The 24,307-nt window shown below is 40.8% G+C and carries 30 protein-coding genes; 11 read left to right on the forward strand and 19 right to left on the reverse strand.

Annotated elements, in window-relative coordinates:
* Window positions 1–55: 55 nt before the first annotated feature.
* From JNUCC41_RS26010 to JNUCC41_RS26025, 4 genes are all read right to left on the reverse strand, one after another.
* Window positions 56–244, reverse strand: coding sequence for a hypothetical protein (locus JNUCC41_RS26010; protein WP_192205532.1), 189 nt, complete (start codon window positions 242–244; stop codon window positions 56–58).
* A 76-nt stretch (window positions 245–320) separates the two neighbouring features.
* Entirely contained in the window at window positions 321–893 is a 573-nt protein-coding gene (locus JNUCC41_RS26015; protein ID WP_192205534.1) for a 5-formyltetrahydrofolate cyclo-ligase, read from the reverse strand.
* Window positions 894–1,071: 178 nt separating this feature from the next.
* Complete coding sequence (gene rpmG, locus JNUCC41_RS26020) at window positions 1,072–1,221, reverse strand: 50S ribosomal protein L33 (protein ID WP_028391797.1); 150 nt, start codon at window positions 1,219–1,221, stop codon at window positions 1,072–1,074.
* A gap of 118 nt (window positions 1,222–1,339) precedes the next feature.
* Complete coding sequence (locus tag JNUCC41_RS26025) at window positions 1,340–1,948, reverse strand: hypothetical protein (protein WP_192205535.1); 609 nt, start codon at window positions 1,946–1,948, stop codon at window positions 1,340–1,342.
* A 406-nt stretch (window positions 1,949–2,354) separates the two neighbouring features.
* Here JNUCC41_RS26025 and JNUCC41_RS26030 point away from each other — a divergent pair, with 406 nt between their 5' ends.
* Together JNUCC41_RS26030 and JNUCC41_RS26035 are read left to right on the forward strand one after the other, a co-directional pair.
* The gene (locus JNUCC41_RS26030) at window positions 2,355–2,735 is read left to right on the forward strand and encodes a hypothetical protein (protein WP_192205537.1); all 381 of its coding nucleotides are present in this window, start codon (window positions 2,355–2,357) and stop codon (window positions 2,733–2,735) included.
* Window positions 2,736–2,737: 2 nt separating this feature from the next.
* On the forward strand, window positions 2,738–3,190 hold the full coding sequence (locus JNUCC41_RS26035) for an endolytic transglycosylase MltG (RefSeq protein ID WP_192205539.1): 453 nt from the start codon (window positions 2,738–2,740) through the stop codon (window positions 3,188–3,190).
* Between the two features lie 69 nt (window positions 3,191–3,259).
* Here the strand turns inward: JNUCC41_RS26035 and phoU are convergent, their stop codons facing one another.
* The 7 genes from phoU to JNUCC41_RS26070 form a co-directional block, all read right to left on the reverse strand.
* Complete coding sequence (phoU, locus tag JNUCC41_RS26040; protein WP_192205541.1) at window positions 3,260–3,913, reverse strand: phosphate signaling complex protein PhoU; 654 nt, start codon at window positions 3,911–3,913, stop codon at window positions 3,260–3,262.
* 20 nt (window positions 3,914–3,933) lie between these two features.
* A complete protein-coding gene (gene pstB / locus JNUCC41_RS26045; protein WP_228467711.1) occupies window positions 3,934–4,689 on the reverse strand; it encodes a phosphate ABC transporter ATP-binding protein PstB in 756 nt (251 codons plus the stop codon).
* A gap of 87 nt (window positions 4,690–4,776) precedes the next feature.
* Entirely contained in the window at window positions 4,777–5,655 is an 879-nt protein-coding gene (pstA, locus tag JNUCC41_RS26050; protein WP_192205543.1) for a phosphate ABC transporter permease PstA, read from the reverse strand.
* A 3-nt stretch (window positions 5,656–5,658) separates the two neighbouring features.
* Window positions 5,659–6,558 carry a phosphate ABC transporter permease subunit PstC gene (gene pstC, locus JNUCC41_RS26055; RefSeq protein ID WP_076366295.1) on the reverse strand — a complete coding sequence of 300 codons (900 nt, stop codon included), beginning with the start codon at window positions 6,556–6,558 and terminating at the stop codon, window positions 5,659–5,661.
* 138 nt (window positions 6,559–6,696) lie between these two features.
* Entirely contained in the window at window positions 6,697–7,659 is a 963-nt protein-coding gene (locus JNUCC41_RS26060) for a PstS family phosphate ABC transporter substrate-binding protein (protein WP_192205545.1), read from the reverse strand.
* A gap of 210 nt (window positions 7,660–7,869) precedes the next feature.
* On the reverse strand, window positions 7,870–10,044 hold the full coding sequence (locus JNUCC41_RS26065) for a peptidoglycan D,D-transpeptidase FtsI family protein (RefSeq protein WP_192205546.1): 2,175 nt from the start codon (window positions 10,042–10,044) through the stop codon (window positions 7,870–7,872).
* A gap of 193 nt (window positions 10,045–10,237) precedes the next feature.
* Window positions 10,238–11,458, reverse strand: a complete 1,221-nt coding sequence (locus tag JNUCC41_RS26070; protein WP_192205548.1) for an MFS transporter — start codon at window positions 11,456–11,458, stop codon at window positions 10,238–10,240.
* 289 nt (window positions 11,459–11,747) lie between these two features.
* On the opposite strand from JNUCC41_RS26070, the gene JNUCC41_RS26075 reads away from it, so the two are divergent.
* A complete protein-coding gene (locus tag JNUCC41_RS26075) occupies window positions 11,748–11,984 on the forward strand; it encodes a hypothetical protein (RefSeq protein ID WP_192205550.1) in 237 nt (78 codons plus the stop codon).
* Between the two features lie 62 nt (window positions 11,985–12,046).
* Window positions 12,047–12,265, forward strand: a complete 219-nt coding sequence (locus JNUCC41_RS26080; protein WP_192205552.1) for a hypothetical protein — start codon at window positions 12,047–12,049, stop codon at window positions 12,263–12,265.
* Between the two features lie 283 nt (window positions 12,266–12,548).
* Here the strand turns inward: JNUCC41_RS26080 and sodA are convergent, their stop codons facing one another.
* Together sodA and JNUCC41_RS26090 are read right to left on the reverse strand one after the other, a co-directional pair.
* On the reverse strand, window positions 12,549–13,157 hold the full coding sequence (gene sodA / locus JNUCC41_RS26085) for a superoxide dismutase SodA (protein ID WP_034308436.1): 609 nt from the start codon (window positions 13,155–13,157) through the stop codon (window positions 12,549–12,551).
* Window positions 13,158–13,300: 143 nt separating this feature from the next.
* Complete coding sequence (locus tag JNUCC41_RS26090; protein ID WP_098369794.1) at window positions 13,301–13,786, reverse strand: DUF456 domain-containing protein; 486 nt, start codon at window positions 13,784–13,786, stop codon at window positions 13,301–13,303.
* Window positions 13,787–13,947: 161 nt separating this feature from the next.
* Between JNUCC41_RS26090 and JNUCC41_RS26095 the strand changes: the two genes are divergently transcribed.
* From JNUCC41_RS26095 to ispG, 4 genes are all read left to right on the forward strand, one after another.
* Window positions 13,948–14,715, forward strand: coding sequence for a DUF1189 domain-containing protein (locus JNUCC41_RS26095; protein ID WP_192205553.1), 768 nt, complete (start codon window positions 13,948–13,950; stop codon window positions 14,713–14,715).
* A 362-nt stretch (window positions 14,716–15,077) separates the two neighbouring features.
* Window positions 15,078–15,203 carry an anti-repressor SinI family protein gene (locus JNUCC41_RS26100; RefSeq protein WP_228467464.1) on the forward strand — a complete coding sequence of 42 codons (126 nt, stop codon included), beginning with the start codon at window positions 15,078–15,080 and terminating at the stop codon, window positions 15,201–15,203.
* 121 nt (window positions 15,204–15,324) lie between these two features.
* The gene (locus JNUCC41_RS26105; RefSeq protein WP_192205555.1) at window positions 15,325–15,657 is read left to right on the forward strand and encodes a LysM peptidoglycan-binding domain-containing protein; all 333 of its coding nucleotides are present in this window, start codon (window positions 15,325–15,327) and stop codon (window positions 15,655–15,657) included.
* A gap of 212 nt (window positions 15,658–15,869) precedes the next feature.
* Entirely contained in the window at window positions 15,870–16,976 is a 1,107-nt protein-coding gene (gene ispG, locus JNUCC41_RS26110; protein ID WP_228467712.1) for a flavodoxin-dependent (E)-4-hydroxy-3-methylbut-2-enyl-diphosphate synthase, read from the forward strand.
* Window positions 16,977–17,040: 64 nt separating this feature from the next.
* On the opposite strand, the gene JNUCC41_RS26115 is transcribed toward ispG, so the two are convergent.
* Window positions 17,041–17,511 (reverse strand): DUF4190 domain-containing protein, encoded by a 471-nt coding sequence (locus JNUCC41_RS26115; RefSeq protein ID WP_228467466.1) that lies wholly within the window; start codon window positions 17,509–17,511, stop codon window positions 17,041–17,043.
* Between the two features lie 167 nt (window positions 17,512–17,678).
* On the opposite strand from JNUCC41_RS26115, the gene JNUCC41_RS26120 reads away from it, so the two are divergent.
* Window positions 17,679–18,263, forward strand: a complete 585-nt coding sequence (locus JNUCC41_RS26120) for a 5' nucleotidase, NT5C type (protein WP_192205559.1) — start codon at window positions 17,679–17,681, stop codon at window positions 18,261–18,263.
* 37 nt (window positions 18,264–18,300) lie between these two features.
* Here the strand turns inward: JNUCC41_RS26120 and JNUCC41_RS26125 are convergent, their stop codons facing one another.
* From JNUCC41_RS26125 to JNUCC41_RS26135, 3 genes are read right to left on the reverse strand one after another with little or no spacing between them, the layout of a single operon-like run.
* Window positions 18,301–18,726 carry a Fur family transcriptional regulator gene (locus tag JNUCC41_RS26125; RefSeq protein ID WP_034308449.1) on the reverse strand — a complete coding sequence of 142 codons (426 nt, stop codon included), beginning with the start codon at window positions 18,724–18,726 and terminating at the stop codon, window positions 18,301–18,303.
* A gap of 15 nt (window positions 18,727–18,741) precedes the next feature.
* Window positions 18,742–19,575, reverse strand: coding sequence for a metal ABC transporter permease (locus tag JNUCC41_RS26130; protein WP_192205561.1), 834 nt, complete (start codon window positions 19,573–19,575; stop codon window positions 18,742–18,744).
* A gap of 21 nt (window positions 19,576–19,596) precedes the next feature.
* The gene (locus JNUCC41_RS26135) at window positions 19,597–20,361 is read right to left on the reverse strand and encodes a metal ABC transporter ATP-binding protein (RefSeq protein WP_192205563.1); all 765 of its coding nucleotides are present in this window, start codon (window positions 20,359–20,361) and stop codon (window positions 19,597–19,599) included.
* Between the two features lie 214 nt (window positions 20,362–20,575).
* Here JNUCC41_RS26135 and JNUCC41_RS26140 point away from each other — a divergent pair, with 214 nt between their 5' ends.
* Window positions 20,576–20,836, forward strand: a complete 261-nt coding sequence (locus JNUCC41_RS26140) for a DUF2624 family protein (RefSeq protein WP_192205565.1) — start codon at window positions 20,576–20,578, stop codon at window positions 20,834–20,836.
* 98 nt (window positions 20,837–20,934) lie between these two features.
* Here JNUCC41_RS26140 and JNUCC41_RS26145 read toward each other — a convergent pair whose 3' ends face one another.
* On the reverse strand, window positions 20,935–21,831 hold the full coding sequence (locus JNUCC41_RS26145; RefSeq protein WP_192205567.1) for a deoxyribonuclease IV: 897 nt from the start codon (window positions 21,829–21,831) through the stop codon (window positions 20,935–20,937).
* Between the two features lie 12 nt (window positions 21,832–21,843).
* Window positions 21,844–23,157, reverse strand: a complete 1,314-nt coding sequence (locus JNUCC41_RS26150; protein WP_192205569.1) for a DEAD/DEAH box helicase — start codon at window positions 23,155–23,157, stop codon at window positions 21,844–21,846.
* A 391-nt stretch (window positions 23,158–23,548) separates the two neighbouring features.
* Between JNUCC41_RS26150 and vrrA the strand changes: the two genes are divergently transcribed.
* Window positions 23,549–24,235 (forward strand): VrrA/YqfQ family protein, encoded by a 687-nt coding sequence (gene vrrA / locus JNUCC41_RS26155; RefSeq protein ID WP_192205571.1) that lies wholly within the window; start codon window positions 23,549–23,551, stop codon window positions 24,233–24,235.
* Window positions 24,236–24,307 lie beyond the last annotated feature (72 nt).

Consider the following 24,307-nt stretch of genomic DNA (forward strand, 5'->3'; position numbering starts at 1 on the left):
CTTATAAATAAAAAAGGAACCCCTGATCAGGTTCCTTTTTAAGATGCTGGCATCCTCATTTAGTCTGAGTGAACATGCTTTGCATCATTTTATCCCTGAACATTGGCATATCCAAGGATTTTGTCACTAGAAATCTTCTCAGCATGCCGTTGGACAGCGCAACATTTATCAGGCGATACCGGTTTTGGTAACCTGCATAAACAACTAAACCTACCAAGAAGATTTGAATAATTAATCGAAGCATAACAATCCCTCCTATCAATAGTTTGATACAGGACAGGATTTTTATGAGCTAAAAGTGATAATTAATAATCTTCTTCTTAATGGGCATACGTGCGTATAACCCTGGATGGGGTAATGAGTTTGCCGACCGCTATATCATGTACCTCTATCGGGAGTTCATCCATTAATTGAAGCTCGTATGTAAGGGCCAATGTATCTCCCCGGTAATAGGATAGGAAACGGTCATAATAGCCTCCTCCAAAGCCTAGGCGATACCCTTCCTTGGTAAAAGCAAGACCGGGTACGATCAATGCATCCAAATCCTCTTTGCGAGCCTTGGCTGTATCAGCCACTGGTTCTAGCAATCCGTAATAAACAGACTCCAGCTGATTGAAGGACGAGATTTTTTTGAATTCCATTGTCTTTTTTTCAGGATCACATTTTGGTACAGCCACTTCTTTTCCTTCATTCCATGCTTGTTCGATGATCCGTACCGTTGGAACTTCAGGCGGGATGGAGATGGTGATGCCAATTGTTTCAGCTTTTTTCCATTCCTCCAGTGAAAATAAGTTTTCAGCGATTCTGTTCGATAGTTCCTCATGTTCTTCTTTAGTCAGCTCCATTAAACGGGACCTGACTTCTTGACGGAGCTTATTCTTGTTTTCTCTCATCTCTTCCGACTCCTTTAGTCTACTTCTATCATTATCTCATAATATTTGTTCATTTTCGAAAATACCGTGTCGGAAATTGCCGAATCATTAGCGTTTTCTGAAAATATTCACTAAAGGAAAGTGAGATAGAAGGAATTAAAAAAATGAATAAAAAAAACAACAGGAAAAATCCTGTTGCTTACTTTGTTTCACGGTGAGTCGTGCTGCGTTTTTCTCTTGAGCAGTACTTTTTAAGCTCAAGACGGTCTGGATTGTTACGTTTATTTTTTTTAGAAATATAGTTACGGTCTCCACATTCAGTGCAAGCTAATGTAATATTCACGCGCATTGTGTATTTCCCTCCAAACATATTGACATTTTCACATAGGACTTTTCTATAATACCATTATTCAATGCGAATTGCTAGTATGTTTTTTGGGAAATCCAACATTAACTTTTTTGAATTCTTAATTGTTCACGTTTTGCATCGTCAGGAGGAGCTGATTATTTATAACTTTCGCTTCTTCTTTCGTTTCAGCATGAATGACCCAAGCCACGGCTTCCACACATTCTTTCGGTAAGATTTCCGTCTCTAACGTAAACACGCTGGTCACTTCCCCTTTGGCGAGCGGTGAATAAGCCAGGAGCCCTTCTTTCAATGATTTGAAGCATCCCTCTTGATAAAGGCTTCCCTTACCTTGGATGCAATATTGAGAGATGCTTTTTCCTTTCACCAATCCACCCAATAAGGCAATCGATTGAGGGGCTACATGTAAAATCGCCCGTTCATTCGGACTGTAAAAGGCTACTGCCTGCCTTTCGAAAGCGTTTTCATAGTGAAAAAACACTTTAGGGCGCTTAGTCTCGAATGAGGTATTCCTAATCGTGAACTTCGAAAAGGTCACCTTCCCCTGGGTATATGTTTGTGAAAGTGTCCGGATCTCTCCATTAGGATGACTCATCATATCTTCCTCAGGATACCAATCAAAACTCTCATCCATCCATAGTCCAACCTTTAGTCCCTTGCGAAATATATCCTGGTTATCCTGCGGCATATACGCGAATAGCGAATTCATAATAATCATCCCTTCCCCTTTATTTATCCTTATATAACTTATCGTTAGGCGCTGACAGTGAAACAATCCACTATAGAATCTGCACACCATTTTCTTATAGGTCAACCGTTTTTTAACTATTCATAATATTTTGTTTTTTCTATTTATTCTATCTTTATGTTAGCACTGAATTGGCTTATGGACAATAAACACTTTTTGTCGAATTTTATGTATGTTATCTCTCAAAGGTTTTTTTTTCCATTTTGATACCTATTTTTTTTTCTTCAACGACGGTCATAAGGCTTTTCGACAATATTATTTAAAAAATGAAGTATAAGGCCCACTTAGAATAGGAAAATCTCCATTTTTTTAAAAATATGTGTAAAATATAAGTATATTGTCGAAATTTATCATCTGAGGTGAAAACATGGAAACACTTATCATCCTTCTTTTTTCATTAGCGATCGTCCTTCTTATCATCTCCTTTTTCGGTAAAGATAAAGTTGCCAAATTAGAAGAAGATTTAGAACAGATGACACTAACGTATATGCAGGATATCTATCAATTAAAGATGAAGGTGAAGATTCTAGAAGAGGAATTCGTTATCCAGGACGACATTCTTCCCCCTGTAAAGGATAAATCACCTGTCAATCCCAACGATATCGAACCCATTCATGAAATTCTAAAAAGCCAGGTTCTGTCTTTATATAGTCAAGGTCTTTCTTTGGACCAGATCGCTAGACAATCCTCGTTGACGAAGGAACAAACCATATCAGTGATCGAGCAGCAAAGAGTGCGGGGTGAATGAAAATGAACAAAGCAAAACTGCAAGGTCTTTCCGCCGGTATCATTTTTACCACAACAATCTTTGCCAGCTTTTATTATGGCACCGGATTATCCGCAGGCACTCCCACTACTGCTGAGGAAGCTAAGGAATTTCTCGTGAAGAAGGGATTCGTCGTTACACTTCCTATGGAGGAAGCTACAAAGACCGTCCAACCAAAGGATCCGGATAAGGATTTAGTGGAGAAAGAGGCTTCGAAAAAAGAGCCTTCCATCGTCTCCTATACAATTAAAGTGAAAACGAATATGACCACAACCGAAATTGCCGATAGCCTTTACAAAGAAAAAATCATCAATGATGCTGCTGAATTCGAAGCTTACATGAATGACCGGGATTTCTCAAAAAAAATACAAATCGGCGAGTTTGTTGTTACTAATAATATGTCATATAGACAATTGTCCAATACTTTGACCCATTAATGAATAAGAGAGACTTTTAAATGGACGATGTCCGAGAAAAAGCCTCTCTTTTCCTAAGTTTAGGATGGTTCATTCATTCCTGCTGATATATCTGCCTCTTACCAGGAAGTAAATATTCTCTGCGATATTCGTTGTATGGTCCGCTGTCCTTTCCAAATATCGGGCAATTAAGGAAAGCTGTGTAACCTGCTGCAGGTTTTTTTCATCTGAAAGACGAAGGAGACTTCGAATCATATCTCCATAAAAGCGATCAACCTCATCATCCATTTCAATGATTTCCCTTGAAAGGACAACATCTTCCTTCTCGAATGCTTCTATTGAAAGTTGAATCATCTTTAATGTAATATCATGCATCTGCTTTAAAGGGGTTAAAGGCAAAATGAATGGCTGGTCACCGATCCGGATGGATGCTTTAGCGATATTCACACCAAAGTCCGCCATCCTTTCAATATCCGAGGCGATTTTTATGGCAGCAATGATGCGCCTTAAATCAATCGCAACCGGCTGCTGCTTAGCAATCAGTAAAATCGCAAAGTCATTGATTTCCTCTTCCAGTAAATCAGCTATTGTATCATCATCGATAACTTCAAGAGCATCATCTACATTATTGTTTTCTAGTGCGGCATATGATTTCGATATGGCACCTGAAGCTAAATTAGCCAATTTCACGATTTTCTCCTGTAGCTCTTTCAATTGAAGTTCGAAATTTTCACGAACGATCATTATCGCATCTCCCTTTCTCTTTAACCGAAGCGCCCGGTAATGTAATCTTCTGTTCTTTTATCATTCGGATTAGAGAAGATGGTGTTTGTATCAGAATATTCGATGACTTCCCCATTTAAGAAGAAGGCCGTTCTATCTGAAATACGTGCAGCCTGCTGCATGTTATGGGTAACGATGATAATGCTGAAATCCTTTTTCAGTTCTTGGACCAATTCTTCTATTTTCAAAGTGGATATCGGATCAAGGGCAGAAGTCGGTTCATCCATTAAAATGACATCCGGTTCGATTGCCAAACATCTGGCAATACAAAGGCGCTGTTGCTGTCCACCTGAAAGTCCATATGCATTTTCATGCAGACGGTCTTTCACTTCATCCCAAATGGCTGCCCCTTTTAAACTCTTTTCAACGATCTCATCAAGAATTTTTTTATTTTTAATTCCATGGATCTTTGGTCCGTATACAACATTTTCATAAATTGATTTAGGGAAGGGATTAGGCTTTTGGAATACCATCCCCACCTGTGTCCTTAAATCTTCCACCTTATAGGACTGATCGAGGATATTTTTATTCCTATATTTAATCTGTCCTGTCGTTTTCACATCCGGGACTAGTTCTATCATACGGTTCAATGTTTTGATGTATGTGGATTTCCCACATCCTGAAGGCCCGATGATGGCGGTCACTTCATTTTGATGCATATCCAGATTAATATTTTTCAAAGCATGGTTTTCTCCATACCATAAATTGAGATTGGATGTTTCATACACCTTTTCCATCAAGGCAGCTGATCCGGCATTTTCGATCCCGATTGCCGGTGACTCTTTTTCTCTCGTTAAGGTCATATTCACGCTTCCTTCCTCCTATCAGTATCTTTTCTGGAATTTATTTCGAATTATAACCGCTATTGAATTCATGATTATTAACAGGATGAGTAGTACGATGATTCCCGCGGCAGCAACCTGCTGGAATTCCTCCTGCGGACGAGATGTCCAATTATAGATCTGCATTGGCAGCACTGTAAATGTATCCATGACCGATTGTGGCAGAAAGGCGATGAACATTGGTATGCCAACCACCACCAATGGCGCCGTTTCACCGATTGCCCGTGACAAAGCAAGTATTCCTCCAGTTAAAATGCCAGGTATCGCAGCCGGAAGGACCACTTTCAATATGGTTTGCCACTTTGTTGCACCCATTCCGAATGAAGCTTCTCTTAAATCACGAGGTACGGCACGTATGGCCTCTTGGGCAGCTACTATGATGACCGGGAGAACGAGCAGGCTCATGGTCAAGCCTGCTGCCAATATGGACCGGTCCAAGGCTAGAGCACGAACGAAAACCGTTAAGCCCAGCAGTCCAAATACAATTGAGGGGACACCTGCCAGATTGGAAATATTCACTTTGATAAAAGTGGTGATCCAATTCTTCCTGGCATATTCCTCTAAATAAATGGCCGTTCCAACACCAAGCAGCAGAGAAACTGGAGCCACGACTACCATCAACCATATTGAACCGATCAGTGCTGCTTTTATACCAGCCTCTTCAGGTTTCCTGGAAGCGAAATTCTGAAGGAAATCCCCATTCAGACTGCCAATTCCTTGAGTGAATATCCGATAAAATAAGATGGCCAATACGAGGAGGCCAACCAATGTTGCCAAGAAGAATAATCCTTTAAAAATCGTGTTAACAGCCAGCCTAGCAGGCATTTTTTTTGCAACATGACTTTTGTTTATCAGTTTCATGTCTTAATATTCCTCCCTGAACTTGCGAGAGATGAACTGCGCCAGTAAATTCATGACAAGCGTAAAGACGAACAGTGTCATTCCAACCGCATATATGCTGTAGTAAATCGTTGTCCCGTATCCTGCATCCCCTGAACTGACCTGAACGATATAAGCGGTCATCGTTTGAATCGATGAAGTGACATCCATGCTCATATTCGGGGTCGAGCCGCCGGCAACACTCACAATCATGGTTTCCCCGATCGCTCTTGATAAAGCAAGGACGATGGATGCCACAATTCCTGAAATGGCTGCTGGCAATACCACTTTTATTGTCGTTTCGAGTTTCGTTGCTCCTAAAGCATACGCACCTTCGCGAATCGACTTAGGTACCGATACAAGGGCATCTTCCGACAATGAGGCTATCATCGGCATGATCATGATACCTACAACGATCCCGGGACTCAAGGCATTGAACATGTCAAGGGAAGGAAATAAATCCCGTAAAACCGGTGTTACAAAAGTTAAGGCAAAAAAACCGTAAACGATAGTAGGAATCCCAGCTAAAACTTCTAAAATCGGCTTAATGATTCTCCGTGTTTTCTCTGATGCATATTCACTCAAGAAAATGGCTGTTGCAAGCCCAACTGGAACTGCAACCACCGCTGCTATGACTGTTATCTTCAGCGTTCCCACGATAAGGGGCATAATCCCAAAGGAAGGTGTAGATGCAAATGGCAGCCATTTAGCTTCTGTAAAAAATTCGACGATCGATACTCTGTCAAAAAAGATAAATGTTTCAAATATAAGCGTCAAGATGATCCCGATTGTAGTAAAAACGGAAATTGCCGCCGTAAGGAACAAAAGCTTAGGTATTACTTTTTCCATATTTATTTTTTTCTTACTTTTCTTTTCCAGGATCATTTGCTGTACAGAATAGGTTTCTGTTTTTCTAAGTTCCAACTTGCATCCTCCATTTCAGACACGCAATATTTGGATTTACAAGCTGTTACCCCCGCCTTAATCGAATCAAGGCGGGATTTCAGTAGCCTGTAATATCGTTTATTTTTCCAGTTCTTTTAATTTATCAAGATCTTTCTGGTATTCTTCTTCCGGCAGGCTGATATAACCCACTTCTTCAGCAAGCTCTCCTGCATTTTCAATGACGAATTGAGTATAATCTGCGACTTGTTCCTTTTCAGCTACAGACTTATTAGCTACATATGTGAAAAGTGGACGTGATAATGGTGCATACTCCCCACTTTTGATCGTTTCATGTGTTGGCTCAACAGCGCCTTTGCCATTATCGATGGAAATGATCTTTAACTTATCCTTATTTTCTGCATAGTAGGCATAACCGAAGAATCCAATCGCATTTTTATCACCTTCAACACCTTGTACAAGGACATTATCATCTTCTGAAAGCGTAGCATTTTCCACCATCGGTTTTTCTTCAAGGATCACTTCATTGAAATAATCATATGTGCCTGAATCTGTTCCCGGAGAGTAGAATTTAATTTCTTCCTTCGGCCATTCAGGACGTATATCAGACCATTTCTTCACCTTTCCATTATCCACCCACAGTTTTTGAAGCTCTTCGACTGTTAGTGAATCGATGAATTCATTATCTTTATTGGCGACGATTGAAATCCCGTCAAATGCCAGTTTCAATTCTGTATATTTAACTCCCTTTTCATCAAGTAAGGCACTTTCCTCTTCTTTGACCGGACGGGATGCATTGGCCAGGTCGGTATCACCAGCGATGAATTTCTTGAATCCCCCACCTGTTCCTGACGATCCAACTGAAACCTTCACATCAGGCTGTGTACCCATATATTCTTCAGCAACTGCCTCCATGATTGGAAAGACCGTTGAAGAACCATCCGTAATAACTTCTCCCTGCAGTTGGCTAGATCCTTTTCCTTCACCGCTGCTTGTCTTAGCGTCATCGGATCCACAACCTGCCGCTACTGCAATTACTCCACCCATCATTACAGTCATTGCCATACCTTTGAAACGTCTCATTTGTAAATCCCCCTAAGAATTTTTTATGATTATTTTGTCCTACTCTCACATCATACTTTCAGACTGTAAATTCCGTTTAAAGCATTTGTAAATATTCAGTAAATAATTGTGTTTTATTTGTAAAGACGAAAAAACTGCGCTGATCTCGTTCTCAAAACACACAAAAAAAACACGTTTTCGGTTTTACCCAAAAACGTGTGTTTTAACCTTTTATTCATTTTCTTGGCTTTTCCTAACTTCAGCCTGATCCTTTTGAACGTCTTTACCATTCTCCACTTTCAAATCAGTCGAGGTTTCTGTATTTTCCTTATCCTTTTTAGCCCGTTCTTTTTTCAGTTCGAAATAAGTATCCATAATTTCTTCACCTATCTCTTTACTCATGCTGTGGCCTGTATGTCCTTGGTATGCCCACGGTACAACGACCGCAAAAGCGACCTCCGGATTTTTGGCTGGGGCATAGCCAACAAGCGTGATGTTCATCGTTTCTTGGGGCTCGCTATAATCCAACCGGTTCGGGCCGTCATAGAATGCTTCCGCCGTTCCGGTTTTAGCTGCAACTGTATACGATTTATTCCCAAAATACTTATAAGCCGTTCCGCCTTGTTCCATCGCCACTTTATCGAAACCGCTCTGAACACGTTCAATCCACTCTTCCTTCATATCAAGACGATTAAGGACAGTCGGTGAAACGTCTTCGGCAACAGGTCCCAATTCCTCATTATTATCAACTGGATCGCGGATTTCCTTGACCATATGTGGCTTCATGCGGTTACCGCCATTCGCAATGGTTGAAACATATTGCACGAGCTGCATCGGTGTGTACGTATCATACTGTCCGATAGCAAGGTCAAGCAGCTTACCTGGAGATGTTTCGGAGCCTTTGAACCCGCTCATTTCATTCGGGAGATCAATCCCCGTGCGGACACCCAAGCCAAACTGGGCAAATGAATTCCGCATGGTCGAAAAGGCGCTTGAACTAATATTCAATGGCTCATTCGGCACATAATGCGCACCTGCAATATTAATTGCCGTTCTGAACATATAAACGTTCGAAGAAACCTTCAATGCTGTCAAATCATTTATGTTTCCGAAGTTACTATACGAACCTTTGGCCGGTGTACCTTTGATTTTCAACTTCGTATCATAAAAGTACGTACCCGGCTGGATCGCACCTTGCTGATAACCGGTTAGAACGGTAGCACCTTTAACCGCAGAACCCATCGTATAGGAAGTCGTGATATTTCCTAATGCGAAGTCCTCAATCGAGGATTTCCCCGTTTTTGGGTCCTTCTCATATTTCTTGCCAGCCATCGTTAATACTTCCCCTGTATCGGGATCCATCATGACGACAAAGGCCCTGTCCAAGAATTTCGTGTTACCCATTCTTTTCTTGGCGATCAATTGCTTTTCAATGATTTCCTCTGTTGCAAGCTGTAAATCCATATCAACGGTCAATATAAGATCTTTTCCTCGCGAACCTTCGGTAACCACTTCGGAATCGACGACATTTCCTGATTTATCGGTCACATTCCTTACTTTCGCTTTCTGACCTTGGAGGATATCTTCATATTGCGCCTCAATATAACTCTTACCTACACGGTCATTCCGGCTGTAATCACGTGCAAGGTAGTAGTTCAGGCTTTCACTGGGCAACCCTTCTTCAGATGAGGAAACTTTACCCAATACAGATTTAAGTGTTTTATTATATGTATAAAAACGATCCCAATCTGTAGATATATCGACCCCTGGGAGAGAATCAAGGTTTTCACTCACCTTGGCGAATTCTTCTTTTGTTACTTTCTTGTTTTTCACAATTTGCGGGGTAAGGGCATATCCGCTTGCAAATTCCCTGTAGATGGCAAGGACTTCCAGATCTTTTTCCGAAAGCTTTGTTTCTTCTTCAGTAATCCGTTCAATCTGAAGCTTATACAAATCACTTTCTTCCATCTCGCCCTCTTCCACTTTTTTCCGTTCTTTATCCGTTATCTTTTTCTCGGCCAGCTTTGGATTTTTCAAAATCCAAAAATCCTTTTTATCGCGCTCAGTCACTTTGTCTGTTTCCTTTTCGATCAACTTCGCGAGTTTCTCGGCCGTTTCCACCATTTCGGTTTGTTTCGTACCTTGCTTTCGTGTATATGTAATTGCATCCAGTGGTTGGTTATCGACCATCAATTTTAAATTCCGGTCATACATTTTCCCACGGGGCACCGAATTATTCACGGTCACTTCCTCTGTTCTTTCAATCTCACGCCGGTAATCATCACCATAAACAATCTGTACAACACCCAAGCGTAAAATTAAAGCGGAAAACAAAACAAACACTAAAAAGAAAAGAATATTCAATCTGAAAGGCACATGCGTCTTTTTCTTTTTCTTTTTATTCACACTAAGCCACACATCCTTTTTACATAGTCATAATAGGTCCTATACTATTCTATAGAACATTTATATTTTTTTCTACCTTAGTGTTCTAGAAATATTAAACAACTAACGAACTTTACATAAAAAGTGACTTACGGCTCATAAATCTTAAAACCGTAAGTCATGTATATTGAAAAGAGGCCGCTAAGGCCTCTTTTCAATCTTGGTCAATGATATCGATTTTTCGTACAAACCAATATATCACGGTATGCCCTGCACCGACGATTAACAGATAAATCGGCAGTAATTGCTTTAGGTCGAATAACATGACGGAAATTATGAATCCTGATATGGATACAATCCTTCCAATATGAACGAACAGTTCCCTGACAACGATATATTCAATCCTCATTTCCGCTGCTTTCCAAGCGCGGCCTATAATGTCATAAGTCAATGATATATAAGGGACCAAAAGAATTGGATAAGCGGTAGCGACAATTGCCCCATAAATGAGAAGCTTCCCGAATGTGATATCAAATGCAATCAATAAGACCCCTGCATACAACAGGATTCCTCCAATAAGAATTGCTTTTTTTCGCATCGGTTGTTTTATATATCGTGAAGCTAAAAAATACGCAACGAATGATATGGCCGAATTTAACAGTCCATAGCTCCCTAATGCAAGTTCACTTTCCGTCTGAATGAAAACGATAATCGAAATGATGAACATGAATGTGCCCTCTCGTATCCCTTGAAAAAAGTGAGCACGAGTAATCAAGAGCCAATTCCGATTATTTTTCCGTTCCTGCAATATCCGAAGGAAACAGTATCTGCCATGCGCTGGACGTCTTTTTAACGAAAAGCTAAGAAACACCGCAACGGAAAACAAAAGCAAAGACAATCCGAATACAATGGAATAACCCGTGAATTTTTCTAGCCTCGAAATGATGAACCCTGAAAGAATCGGACCGACCATTCCCCCAAATGATGATAGAATCCCTAAAAAACCATTGAAGAAATCTCTTGTTTCCGGTTCAGTTATCTCAAAAGTCAATACATTATAGGCAAGCCAATAAAACCCATAACCAATTCCTAACAGTCCGCCAAGCAACCAAAGGAATTCTGTAGCCCGTGTGCCGACCAATAGGACTGATAAATAAAATAGGGCCAAAAAAATAACACCCAGACGCAAAACAATGATTCGATCAACCTTTTTCGCCAGCCTGCCAGCAAAGACAAAAGTCAGCGGTTGAAATAGCACCACGGTTAGATTATACACGGCAATATCAACAATTTGACCGGATTGTTTCCACAAGTACACATTAACGAATGTATTGGATAAAGCAATACTTAGGCTGTACAGTCCGCCAATAAACAAAAGGAGGTGCAGATCCTTCTTCCCTCCCGCTTCACCCAACCATCTCTCTAAAATACCCATTGTTTTAACTCTCCTTTAAATTCCACTCTAGTGTTTGAAAAAACAAAAGAATTTATGTAAAAAAAGGTAAAGAAAACTCTTCGATTGGCGAGCCAGGAGGGCGAAGACAGAGAAGCAGTTGTCCTTACACTGTTTTCCTTAAAGGCTCTTTCTTTTAAATCCAAAAACAGTGTAAAGAAAACTCTTCGATTGGCGAGCCAGGAGGGCGAAGACAGAGAAGCAGTTGCCCTTACACTGTTTTCCTTAAAGGCTCTTTCTTTTAAATCAAGAACAGTGTAAAGAAAACTCTTTGATTGGCGAGCCGGAGGGCGAAGACGAAGGGGATGTTCATGAATTTGGAGTGTTTACTCGTGAATTCGGGGCTTTTACTCGTAAATTTCGGGCTTTTACTCGTGATTTTGAAGATATTACTCGTGATTTTCGAGATTTTACTCAGGAATTGGAGTGTTTACCCGTGATTTTGTACGTTACTCGTGAATTCGGGGCTTTTACTCGTGATTTTCGGGCTTTTACTCGTGAGTTTTGAGTGTTACTCGTGAATTCGGGGCTTTTACTCGTGATTTTCGGGCTTTTACTCGTGAGTTTTGAGTGTTTACTCGTGAATTTGAAGATTTTACTCGTGATTTTCGAGATTTTACTCAGGAATTGGAGTGTTTACCCGTGATTTTGTACGTTACTCGTGAATTCGGGCTTTTACTCGTGATTTTCGGGCTTTTACTCGTGAGTTTTGAGTGTTTACTCGTGAATTTGAAGATTTTACTCGTGATTTTCGAGATTTTACTCAGGAATTGGAGTGTTTACCCGTGATTTTGTACGTTACTCGTGAATTCGGGCTTTTACTCGTGATTTTCGGGCTTTTACTCGTGAGTTTTGAGTGTTTACTCGTGAATTTGAAGATTTTACTCGTGAATTTGTGCGTTTCTCTTAAATTCGCAGCGTTTACTCCTGCATTTCTTTCACTCTTTTGGCGAAACAGCAATACGAGTTGCCTTTATATTATTTTCCTTTAATGTTCCCGTTCGGATAAAAGAAACGAAAAAAAGACAGGATTCCTTTTAACATAAGGAATCCTGTCTTTTTTAATTACAAATTATTTTGCAGCACTGTAACGTTTTGCAACTTCATCCCAGTTTACAACATTCCAGAAAGAATTGATGTATTCAGGACGGCGGTTTTGGTAGTTTAAGTAGTAAGCATGTTCCCAAACGTCCAATCCAAGAAGCGGTGTTTTACCTTCTGATAATGGATTGTCTTGGTTCGGTGTACTAGTTACTTCCAACTCGCCATTGTTGACTGCAAGCCAAGCCCAGCCAGATCCAAAACGAGTAGTAGCCGCTTTAGCGAACTCTTCTTTAAAGCTGTCAAAGCTTCCGAATTTTGAAGTGATAGCATCCGCTAATTCACCAGTTGGTTGTCCGCCGCCGTTAGGTGAAAGGATTTCCCAGAATAAAGTGTGGTTAGCATGTCCGCCACCATTGTTGCGTACAGCTGTACGAACAGCTTCAGGTACTGCATCAAGGTTAGCGACGATTTCTTCAACGCTTTTGCTTAGAAGTTCTTGGTTGCCTTCTAGCGCATTGTTCAGGTTTGTCACATATGTGTTGTGATGTTTAGTGTGGTGAATGTTCATTGTTTCTTTGTCGATGTGCGGTTCTAATGCATCATATGCATACGGTAATTGTGGAAGTTCAAAAGCCATAATAAAATTCCTCCCTATGTAAGCTGTTTTTTTGAGGGCTTCAGTTCTCGAAAGATACCTAAAGCTCGCTAGCAATAGAGTATCAAATTTTTGTAACCGTTTCAAACCTTATGCCTCAAATTTTCATTTTTCGATTATATTTCCTATGAGAAAACCACGAATATAAAATATCCAATCATCAGAAGTTGAATGATGCCTTTTGTGATTACGCTGCTTATAAAGCCTACAACGGAACCAAGGCCGATTTTTGAAGCAGTAACCGGGTCTTTTTTATGTACAATTATCTCAGCCAGGAATGCCCCGATGAAAGGACCTATTAGTATTCCGACGAACGGAATCACGAATGGCCCGACCAGAAGCCCTATCGTACTTCCCCAAATCCCCGCTTTCGTGCCGCCATACTTTTTGACCCCGACCATATTCGCAATATAATCAGCTGCGAATAAAAGGATGACGAATAAAATTTGGACCGTCCAGAAAAACCAGCCAAATGGTTCAAAAGAATAAAATAGTCCATATAACAATATTCCGCCGAAAATGAACAAAACACTTGGGATGATTGGAAAAATCAGACCGACAAATCCCATTATGAACATGAGGGTAATTATTATCCAAAATAGTGTATCCATAACTAAACGCCCCTTTCTAAATCATTTATGATTTGACTTTATCTCTCCATAATTACCTCATTACTGATGATTGAAACCAATGAAGCGGAATACAGGTTGTTTTATTTTTCCGATATAGTTAAAATTGGTTAGGAATCTTATATAGTTAGGTGCTGAAAACATTGAACATATTCAAACAACTTTGGGTAAGCTTATATTCTCCTAAAGATATCGCTTCCTTTCAAAACCAAGGTATCGGGAAAACGATTTTATTCGTTTTCTTTATAAGTCTCATCGCCTTTCTCCCTTCAGCTTTTTATTTCGGTACAATGGTAGCTGACGGGATAGATGCCATGCATGAAACAGTATCCGAAGACTTACCGCCATTTGAAATCAAAAATGGCATGTTGACGACTGAAAAAGATGAGCCATTTAGCCTGAATAAAAACGGATATCAAATTTTTGTAGATGGCACGGGAACCTTGACCCCGGAAGATGTAGCTGCAAAAGCTGATGAGGCTGTCGCGCTTTTAAAGTCTGATCTGGTTTTCGTATCCGGAGGCAACGTGCAATCCTCTACATATTCAGTTCTGGAGGGAGATAATCAGGAAATATCCACTTGGCTTGATTCAGTGGAATCTGTGCTGCCGATCATCCTTCCCTTGCTTCTACTTATATTATACCTGTTTACTGCTAGCGGAATCTTCATTAAAGTGACAATCCTTGCCGCTTTCGGTCTTTTTTTCAAAAATGCTCTTGGCCGTCCCCTTTCCTATAGGCATCTTTGGAGAATCGCTGCATACAGCATAACGCTTGCCACCGTATTCTTCACCATCATGGATGCTTTTCAAGCAATTGTACCATTCGCTTCCATCATTAGTTGGTTTGTGACATTGATGATGTTATATTTATCCATTAAAGAAACATCAGCCAATAAGATCGGAAAATGAATTAAAAAGATCCGAACTCATACTGTAGGCAAACTTGATTCTCATCCGGTTTGCCTACAGTCTTTATGCGTTTGTAAAATTCGAACGTTGATTGGAACGTAGGACACTGACTTTCTGCTGGCGGTTCTCTTTGCTCCTGAGGGTTCTATCAACTTGTTAAATTTAGATAGAACCCATTAGCCTCCAAACCAAGATCCGACGCACCTGGTCCGGATCTTTTTGCTCGTGTATAAAATCAATTAATCCGTGCCTTTCCCTCATATGACTACAGTAATCATTTTTTATATCTACTTAATTCGACAAAATGCTCACCAAGTTATTCCTATACTTATGGTTGAAATAGTATTAAAGAGGTGATAGACGTGAAGGAGAGTCATATTGATGTACAGTGGTTGTTACTCATAATGGAGGCAAAAAAGATCGGCCTGACCCTAAAGGAAATTCGCTCCTTTCTTAGTACACATTCAAATATTAAGGATGTTCCTTAACCAAAATAGAAAATATGATTGGTCAATCCCACATTCCATTAAAAAAAACGCCCATTTTTAGGCATATTTTTTGTTCCCTCCAAGTATGATGAATTAAAGACAAGCTTGGGAGGATGGAAAATTGAAACGGCTACTGCTTTTTATCTCATTCTGTTTCACTTTATTCATTATTTATTTTGATTTGACTACGGGTACCCTGCCGGCTTCCCATCCACCGGCCTCTACAGGCGAACCGGCCGTGCCGGCCAGCCAGCCAGCATCCGCACCATCTGCCGCTTATAAAGAAATCACCATGAAACCCGGGGATACCTTACTCTCCATTGTTGAAACGGAAAAAGACGGATCCAATCAGCCAATCGAAACGATCATCGCTGACTTTCAAAGTTTGAATGAAGGATTGAAACCCGAAAATATGCAGATTGGCAAAACATATAAGATACCCGTTTATAAATAACTGTCAAAAGGGGTCTGAGCCTTCACAAGAACCATTAAAGTGGATTTCCAAGCACCAGGTATATCCTGAAATAGGAAATATCTCATATTGAAAAAAGATTATGAGTCCTATTTCCTTGTCAAGCGGTATGTACATTGATACAATATTTCAGAGAAGCAAATTAAAAATCAAAACTGATTTTTTCCTAAAGGAGAGAATTCCACTTGAGTGAAATCATACATCGCACCAAGACGCGGCCAATTAAAGTCGGAAACTTAACGATTGGCGGCAATAATGAAGTTATCGTACAAAGCATGACAACGACAAAAACACATGATGTTGAAGCAACGGTTGCAGAAATCCTTCGTCTTGAAGAAGCGGGATGTCAAATCGTACGTGTCGCCTGTCCGGATGAAAGGGCAGCTGATGCAATCTCTGAGATAAAAAAACGGATAAACATCCCTCTAGTAGTTGATATTCATTTCGATTACAAACTTGCTCTGAAGGCCATTGAAGGCGGAGCGGATAAAATCAGGATAAATCCTGGTAACATCGGACGCCGTGAAAAGGTTGAAGCAGTCGTGAAAGCTGCAAAGGCTAAAGGAATCCCAATCCGAATCGGGGTAAATGCTGGTTCTCTCGAGAAGAAAATCATCGAGAAATATGGCTTCCCGACTGCTGATGGAATGGTGGAAAGTGCTTTACACCATATCAAGATCCTGGAAGACCTCGATTTTCATGACATTATCGTTTCCATGAAAGCTTCCGATGTCAATTTAGCCATTGAAGCATATGAAAAAGCTTCAAAAGCATTCGATTATCCTTTACATCTTGGAATTACGGAATCAGGAACACTGTTCTCCGGGACCGTAAAAAGCGCTGCCGGACTAGGTGCCATCCTAAGTCAAGGAATCGGGAGCACGATGCGTGTTTCCTTAAGTGCCGATCCTGTCGAAGAGGTGAAGGTGGCAAGGGAGCTTCTAAAAGTATTTGGTCTTGCGTCTAACATGGCCACTTTAATTTCCTGCCCTACTTGCGGCCGAATCGAGATTGATTTGATATCCATCGCCAATGAAGTTGAAGAGTACATCCAGACGATTAAAGCACCAATCAAGGTATCAGTGCTTGGTTGTGCGGTAAACGGCCCTGGAGAAGCCCGTGAGGCTGATATCGGCATTGCCGGGGCCCGAGGTGAAGGTTTACTGTTTAGAAAAGGTCAAATCGTACGTAAAGTGCCTGAAGAGACGATGGTCGAGGAACTTAAAAAGGAAATTGACAAAATCGCTGAAGAGTACTATGAAAAACAAAGAGCCGAAGCTGCAGCTACACTAAATAAATAAACCAAAAAAATCCCGAATTTTCATGATCGGGATTTTTTTGGTTTATTTGAAAAACCCTTTGATGCTAAAAGAACGGCAGGATGAATATAGCAACGATGATAGAGACTGCACCTATGCCGATGGCCCAGGTACCTAGGTTCGATCCACGGCTTCTGGCCACTATTCCTACAATGATACCTACAATCCCTAAAATGAAAGGCATCATGAATAACGATAAAATGGAGATGATCAATGATATGACACCAATCGCTTTTCCTCTTGATGCCACATCCCCCGAACCATTATCCTCTGCAGGTTCATCTTTTCTATAGGACCCGATTCGCTGAGGTGGTGTTGAAATTTCGGCAGACGTTTCTTCCTGATACCGGTTATCCATATTCGTTATGGACCCACGACTCTCATATCGCCTGTCATCTTCAGGTGCATCTTCATTATAATACCGTTCATGATGCTGATCATCCACAACGGTTGGTTCACTGCCCTCTTTCGCCAATTGCATTTCATCGTCGATACTGGAGTATTGATCTTTTTCCATTCGCGCATCCCTCACTTTCGTTTGTGAAGCATTTATAGTGTATGTAAAAATTACAGGAACCATCGTGAAAATGGTTTCATGTCTTGGAAATAAATATGGGTTTTTACCAAAGCTCTGAGGGGATATGTTACACTAATACAAGTATTGAAAATGAGGAGAGATTCATCATGAAAAAACGTTTTGGCATCGATATAGATGGGACTGTCACAAGACCTGATTCCATGGTCCCCTTTTTAAATAAAGCTTTTCAGCTGAATTTAGCTTATGAAGACATTACCGAATATGACTTATTCCCTTTCGTGAATGTTCCAAAAGAGGATTTCACTAAATGGTTCATTGAGACCGAGCCACTCATCTATTCCGAATCATTATTGGCTGAGGGTGCGAAAGATGTATTGGAAAAATGGACAGAACAAGCCAACCTTTACTTCATCAGTGCCAGGAGCACCCGTCTATTGGATGTAACGAAGGATTGGTTCTCGACTAATCAAGTCCTATATGATCAGATAGAACTTGTTGGTTCACATGATAAGATTGCTGCAGCCAAAAAATTCGAAGTCGAACTCTTTTTAGAGGACAAGCACGATAACGCAGTGGCGATTTCAGAAGAGTGTAAAATACCCGTAATTTTATTTAATACCCCCTACAACCAAGATCCCGTGCCTGAAAGGGTGATTCGGGTCAACAATTGGCAAGAAGCCTCAGCCTGGGTAAATAATTGGATGTCAGGGAAAGTGGCTAGTATAAAATGAGACAAGAAAAAAACCATTGACTGGAGGTCAATGGTTTTTATGCTTCCAAAGATACGCTACATGCGGGACAGCGTCCGTAAATTTCAAATTTATGCCCCGAAACATCGTAGTCCTTCAGGCTTTCCTGAAGTTCCTGCATCGGGCACAGTTCGATTTCTTTCGTTTTTCCACAATTCAAACAGATGAAATGGTGATGGTGGGAAGAATGACCGCATGTAAAACGAAAACGCTTTTCCCCTTCCAACTCGGTCGCTTCAAAGATGCCAAGTTCGACAAATAAGGAAAGGTTCCTGTAAATCGTATCGAAGCTTAATCCTGGATAATCCTGCTTCATATTCTCCAATACATCTTTGGCCGTTAAATATTTATCACTGGAAGAGAAAAGCTGAAGCATTTCTTCCCTCTTTCCTGTATGCTTAAAACCTTTATCTTTTAAAAGTTGCATGGCAGTAGTTACGTTCAAAATACATCACCCCATCTATCGATTTTTCCACTTATCAAACAAAATTGACAAGATGAGAATTAGTACAGCTATTATTACAATGGTCCCACCAGGAGCGAGGTCAAGGTTGTATGATAAGAATAATCCGCCAATGACAGAAACTTCACCGAATAATACCGAATAACCGATCATCTGCTTAAAGCCCTTCGCAAAACGGAGGCTAGCTGCTACCGGGAGCGTCATAAGCGAAGAAACAAGTAATATGCCAATGATTTTCATGGAAGCCGCAATGACCAATGCGACCATGACAATGAAAATAAAATGTATCGCTTTATACGGTATTCCAGACGCTTTGGCATGCTCTTCGTCAAAAGATAACAGAAATAATTCTTTATACAATAAGGTAAGCATCAAGGCTACGACTAACCCCACTGCCAAAATGACATACATGTCCGCCCGGCTGACGGCGCTGACACTGCCGAATAAATAACCATATAAATCGGTATTGAAACCATCTGCAATGGATATGAAAATGACACTAAGACCCATGCCTCCGGACATGATGATCGGGATTGCAAGCTCTTGGTAATGCTTGTACACCCCTCTTAATTTTTCAATGAATAATGAACCACCTACAGAAAACGCCATTCCAATATAAAGTGGATTCAATCCTGCTAAAGATAAAAAGCTCTTCTGCAGCAATAAACTAAACGCTATACCAGCAAGCGCTACATGACTGAGCGCATCGGAAATCATCGACATCCGCCTTACCACGACAAAAACGCCCACTAATGGCGCAATCGCTCCGATGATGATTCCGGTCAAGAATGCGTTCTGCAAAAATTCAAATTGCAATATCCCCGATATCATTGGGCTATCCTCCAAAACATATTAATGATCATGATTTAAAAATTGGACCCCATGTCCATAAATGGACGAAAGCTCACCTTCATCCAATTCATTATATTCACGGGCATCCCCATGAAAATGAAGCTTTTTATTCAAGCAGGCGACATGCGTGACTTTATCGGTCACAGTACCAACATCATGTGTTACTAAAATCAGGGTTATTCCTAATTTTTCATTCAACATCTCAAGCATTTCATAAAATTGATGGACGTTTTTTGAATCAACGCCAACCGTAGGTTCATCCAATATCATCAATTCCGGTTCGCTGACCAGTGAACGGGCAATGAATACCCTTTGCTGTTGGCCTCCGGACAATTCCCCGATATTACGGTTCTGATAATCAAGCATATCCACGGATTCCAGAGCCTTCTTCACCTTTTGCTTATCCTCTTTGCCTGCAAACTTAAACAAGCCAATTTTTTTGGTCAAACCGCTCTGAACCACTTCAAAAACAGTGGCAGGGAATCCTGAGTTGAAGGAATTCGCCTTTTGGGAAACGAACCCGACCTTTTGCCAATCTTTAAAGCGTCGTATGTCTTCCCCGAATATTTGAATTTTCCCCTTTTGGAGCTTAAACAGACCAAGCAACAACTTCAAAAGCGTTGACTTACCGGATCCATTCGGCCCAACGATAGCTAAGAAGGCCCCTCTGGGAATTTCAAGTGAAACATGTTCCAGCACTAGATCTTTTGTATATTTGTAAGATATATCTTCAAATTTAACTATGGGGTTTACTACATTGTCCAAAGAGATCACCTATTTTTTAAGAATCATTACGATTAACAATCGTTAGTATAAATCAAAGAAGTCCAGTTGTAAAGAATCCGGTCTTCTTAACATGTGCCGATACACCCCGAATCACAAAAAAATGTCACCTGAACCAATTTACCGTAACCAAAACGAAGTTTCATGTTCACATCCGTCTACCTCCTTCATATGTTTTAACAAAGGAGGAGATCGTTTGAAATTATTTGAAATGATGGTCAATCATAAAATCAACAATATACGCCCCGGTGAACTGCTTTCCCTTGCTAAACAGCATAAGGTTGCACTCACTCAAAAACAGGCACAGGATATCACTGCACTTCTAGCCGGTAAAAATATTAACATTTTTGATATACGTCAAAGACAGAACGTACTTGGTCAAATTACAAAAGTTGCCGGTGCAAGCACAGCCAGGGAGATAGAAGCCCTCTTCAACAACCTTACTTCCACTTTTTAAAGATCTTAAGCCTGTTGCTATTTGAGCATACTTAATCCCAATGCAAAATGAAAGGACGATTCATCTTCATTTCAATGAATCGTCCTTTTCTATAATGATTATTGTTGGAACCTGATCTTTTCCAATAAATCTTCTTCAAATTGATTATTCTTGAACATATCAATTTCGAATTTATAAGGTGCCCTTTTGTCTTTTTTGTCTTCCCCTACATAAGGTGTTTCCAGGATTTTCGGAACAGTGCTTAATTGAGGATGGTGCACAATTTCATTCAACGCCTTAAAGCCGATATGACCAAATCCAATGTTTTCATGGCGGTCCTTACGGGTGCCGCGTTCATTTTTGCTATCGTTTATATGAAGGACCTTGATACGGTCAACACCGACCAATTTATCGAATTCATTCAGTACGCCATCAAAATCCTCGATGATGTTATAACCTGCATCATGAGTATGGCAAGTATCGAAGCATACCGATAATTTTTCATTATGGGTTACACCATCAATGATCATCGCCAGCTCCTCGAAAGACCTGCCACATTCAGAACCTTTACCCGCCATCGTTTCAAGGGCAATCTGAACTTTATCGTCGGCAGTCAGCACTTCATTCAAACCTTCAATGATTCTCTTGATCCCCAGTTCACTGCCTGCACCAACATGAGCACCTGGATGAAGTACGATTTGCCTTGCGCCAATCGCTTCGGTCCGGTCGATTTCGCTGCGTAAAAAGTTGACTCCAAGCTCATATGTGGCTGGATTCGTGGTATTTCCTATATTAATGATATATGGAGCATGGACTACGATATCGCTGATTCCATTCTCCTCCATATGCAGTCTTCCGGCTTCGATATTTAAATCCTCGATTTTTTTACGTCTTGTGTTTTGAGGGGCCCCTGTATAGATCATGAATGTGTTGGAGCCATACGAAGCCGCTTCTTGACTCGCAGCAAGAAGCATACCTTTCCCGCTCATTGAAACATGCGATCCAATCTTCAGCATCTGAATTCTCCCCTATTTCTTTCTCTGTATACGACGTTCGCGTTTTTTAAAGTTTTCCACATCTCGTTGAATTTTCTTCTTGTATCCTGGCTTGACTTTAGTTGGCTTCTTGACGTGCCTGCTCGCTTTAACATCAATATCAGATTTTTGTTTTTTACGGTTTTTTCGTTTATTACGTTCGTCGATATCAACCCAATCACCGTTTTGGATATCGGCATCACGGAACTGAATGCCCATTTTTTCGAGGCGGTTCAATGAATCTTCATCGGAAGTATCGTATATGGAAGTGGCAATTCCTGAATATCCTGCACGAGCGGTCCTACCCGTCCTATGGATATAAAAGTCCAAGTCTGAAGGCAATTCATAGTTAATGATATGACTTACACCTTCGATATCGATTCCACGTGATGCCAGATCTGTCGCAACAATGAATTGATACTCCAAATCATTGATTTGCTTCATCATTTTTTTACGCTCACGAGGCGTTAAATCCCCATGAATACGGCCGACATTCAATCCTTTTTCGCTCAAGGAATTAGCCACATGATCCGCCATTTTCTTTGTGTTCGTGAAAACAATCGCCAAATATGGATTATAACGAACGATGATATCATGAAGTAACTGCTCTTTGTTACGGTGGCGAAGCGGTATAAGAACATGTTCAATTTTCGAAGCTGTCGCCTGCTTGGGATTCACTTGAACATACTTTGGATTCTCCATATATTTATTCAAAAACGGCTTCAATTTTTCTGGAATGGTTGCCGAAAAGACAAGCATTTGAATTTTTTCAGCCATACGTGAAGCAAATAAATCGACATCTTCAATGAATCCCATGTCTAGCATAAGGTCCGCCTCATCGACTACAAGCATTTTAGCTGTATACACCTGTAATGCCTGAGCTTCAACCAAGTCCTTGATCCGGCCCGGCGTACCAATTACCAATTGTGGCTGTGTCTTCAATTTATCTATCATTCGCTGTTTATCAGTGCCACCGATGAAACAACGGACTTGAATCTGCTTATCCTCAGGGAAATGGTCAGCAATTTTCAAAGCTTCTTTGTAGATTTGGTTCGCTAACTCACGGGTTGGTGCGGAAATAATCGCTTGAACCTCATTTTTACCAGCATCAAGCCTGTTCATGATCGGCAGCAAATAGGAATGTGTCTTTCCTGTACCTGTTTGCGACTGGCCAATTAAGCTACTTCCCTTTAAAAGCGACGGAAGCACGCGCTCTTGAATTTCCGTCGGCTTATCGAACCCTAAAGTACGAACCGCATCTAGAATGTAGCTTTTCAAATTAAATCGTTCAAATTGATTTTGTTTCATCAAAAAACTCCTTTATCCTGTCAGTCATTAGACATGTCCTGTTATTATAATAAATTTTACACAAAAAGCGCAAGCGCCTGGGTTGCTCGTGAAGAAAATAGGGATTGCCCCATAAGGCGCTTTTTGCCTTGTGAGGGCAATCTTCTTTTTCACAACGAGCTAGGCGCTGAGGTTAGTTCTCTTAAAATGGACTCTTGCAAACGAAAAGCCCCTGTCCTGGTCATAGCGTATCCCCCGCAGACATGGAGCTAAAAAGACTACCGTTACCATCTTACCTTCTTTCCGGTTACTTCACAACTGCCCAGTCACTCTTTCCTCAAACCTTTTTTGCCGAATTGCATAATTTATATAGAAGAGTACATCGCATATAAAAACTGAGGAGGTGAAACCTATGTTCCCAAATAAAAATCGTCAACCCGGACCCGGTTTTCAGCCACCCAATGGCGGAAGGATGCAGCAGCAACCTGCTCCTTTCAGACAGCCACGGCAAATTCCCCATCCTTATCAGCAGATGCAGCGGCCAATGGTCCAAAACAGACAGCAGATGCCACAGGGACCTCAAGGTTTCCGAGGCCCTTTCTCCCAACCGCAGCGGCAGGAAATGCCGCCAGCAAAGAAAGAGGGGCTATTGTCAAAAATACTCGGTAAGTCGAAACAAAAAGGAGCTTCCCCCAATTTGTTTGCGCCAGCCGCTTCCACTAACAAAAGTTCTTCAAGAAGCAGTGGAGGCGGTATTTTAGAAACATTAAAAAACCCTGATTCGCTTAATAATATGCTTTCCAACACGCAAAAAGTGTTGCAGGCCGCGGAACAATTCACGCCCATGGTGGAACAATACGGGCCAGTGATTAAAAATCTGCCTTCCATGTGGAAAGTTTTCAGGAGCATATCATCAGCCGATGAGACCAAGGATGCGGGAGCTACCGTTGAAAGCGAGCCAAAGGTTGAGGAACAAAAAAGCATTGAGGTAAAAACGGATTCGAAGAAAAAAGATAAAGCTAAAGAAGCTAGCCCCATCGCCCAAGTTCGTACCGAAACGAAAAGGGAAAGATCATCCGGGCCCAAGCTTTATATATAATGTCTGAAAAAATTTTTCCAATAACTGATTTTATGTAAATATGATGTTTTGTAATATCATCTATGGTCTTAT

Origin of the sequence: Brevibacillus sp. JNUCC-41, from assembly GCF_014844095.1 — a bacterium.
GTDB classification, from domain to species: Bacteria; Bacillota; Bacilli; order Bacillales; family DSM-1321; genus Peribacillus; species Peribacillus aracenensis.

Excerpts from the sequence above, each read along its gene's own strand:
- JNUCC41_RS26035 (WP_192205539.1), top strand. The coding sequence starts at position 2,738 with ATGAACAAAGCAAAACTGCAAGGTCTTTCCGCCGGTATCATTTTTACC.
- pstB (WP_228467711.1), bottom strand. The coding sequence starts at position 4,689 with ATGGAAAAGGTGTATGAAACATCCAATCTCAATTTATGGTATGGAGAA.
- pstA (WP_192205543.1), bottom strand. The coding sequence starts at position 5,655 with ATGAAACTGATAAACAAAAGTCATGTTGCAAAAAAAATGCCTGCTAGG.
- JNUCC41_RS26120 (WP_192205559.1), top strand. The coding sequence starts at position 17,679 with ATGAAAAAACGTTTTGGCATCGATATAGATGGGACTGTCACAAGACCT.
- JNUCC41_RS26030 (WP_192205537.1), top strand. The coding sequence starts at position 2,355 with ATGGAAACACTTATCATCCTTCTTTTTTCATTAGCGATCGTCCTTCTT.
- sodA (WP_034308436.1), bottom strand. The coding sequence starts at position 13,157 with ATGGCTTTTGAACTTCCACAATTACCGTATGCATATGATGCATTAGAA.
- phoU (WP_192205541.1), bottom strand. The coding sequence starts at position 3,913 with ATGATCGTTCGTGAAAATTTCGAACTTCAATTGAAAGAGCTACAGGAG.
- JNUCC41_RS26025 (WP_192205535.1), bottom strand. The coding sequence starts at position 1,948 with ATGAATTCGCTATTCGCGTATATGCCGCAGGATAACCAGGATATATTT.
- rpmG (WP_028391797.1), bottom strand. The coding sequence starts at position 1,221 with ATGCGCGTGAATATTACATTAGCTTGCACTGAATGTGGAGACCGTAAC.
- JNUCC41_RS26150 (WP_192205569.1), bottom strand. The coding sequence starts at position 23,157 with ATGAAACAAAATCAATTTGAACGATTTAATTTGAAAAGCTACATTCTA.
- JNUCC41_RS26130 (WP_192205561.1), bottom strand. The coding sequence starts at position 19,575 with ATGATATCGGGGATATTGCAATTTGAATTTTTGCAGAACGCATTCTTG.
- JNUCC41_RS26115 (WP_228467466.1), bottom strand. The coding sequence starts at position 17,511 with ATGGAAAAAGATCAATACTCCAGTATCGACGATGAAATGCAATTGGCG.
- JNUCC41_RS26070 (WP_192205548.1), bottom strand. The coding sequence starts at position 11,458 with ATGGGTATTTTAGAGAGATGGTTGGGTGAAGCGGGAGGGAAGAAGGAT.
- vrrA (WP_192205571.1), top strand. The coding sequence starts at position 23,549 with ATGTTCCCAAATAAAAATCGTCAACCCGGACCCGGTTTTCAGCCACCC.
- JNUCC41_RS26010 (WP_192205532.1), bottom strand. The coding sequence starts at position 244 with ATGCTTCGATTAATTATTCAAATCTTCTTGGTAGGTTTAGTTGTTTAT.
- JNUCC41_RS26015 (WP_192205534.1), bottom strand. The coding sequence starts at position 893 with ATGAGAGAAAACAAGAATAAGCTCCGTCAAGAAGTCAGGTCCCGTTTA.
- JNUCC41_RS26145 (WP_192205567.1), bottom strand. The coding sequence starts at position 21,831 with ATGCTGAAGATTGGATCGCATGTTTCAATGAGCGGGAAAGGTATGCTT.
- pstC (WP_076366295.1), bottom strand. The coding sequence starts at position 6,558 with ATGATCCTGGAAAAGAAAAGTAAGAAAAAAATAAATATGGAAAAAGTA.
- JNUCC41_RS26090 (WP_098369794.1), bottom strand. The coding sequence starts at position 13,786 with ATGGATACACTATTTTGGATAATAATTACCCTCATGTTCATAATGGGA.
- JNUCC41_RS26060 (WP_192205545.1), bottom strand. The coding sequence starts at position 7,659 with ATGAGACGTTTCAAAGGTATGGCAATGACTGTAATGATGGGTGGAGTA.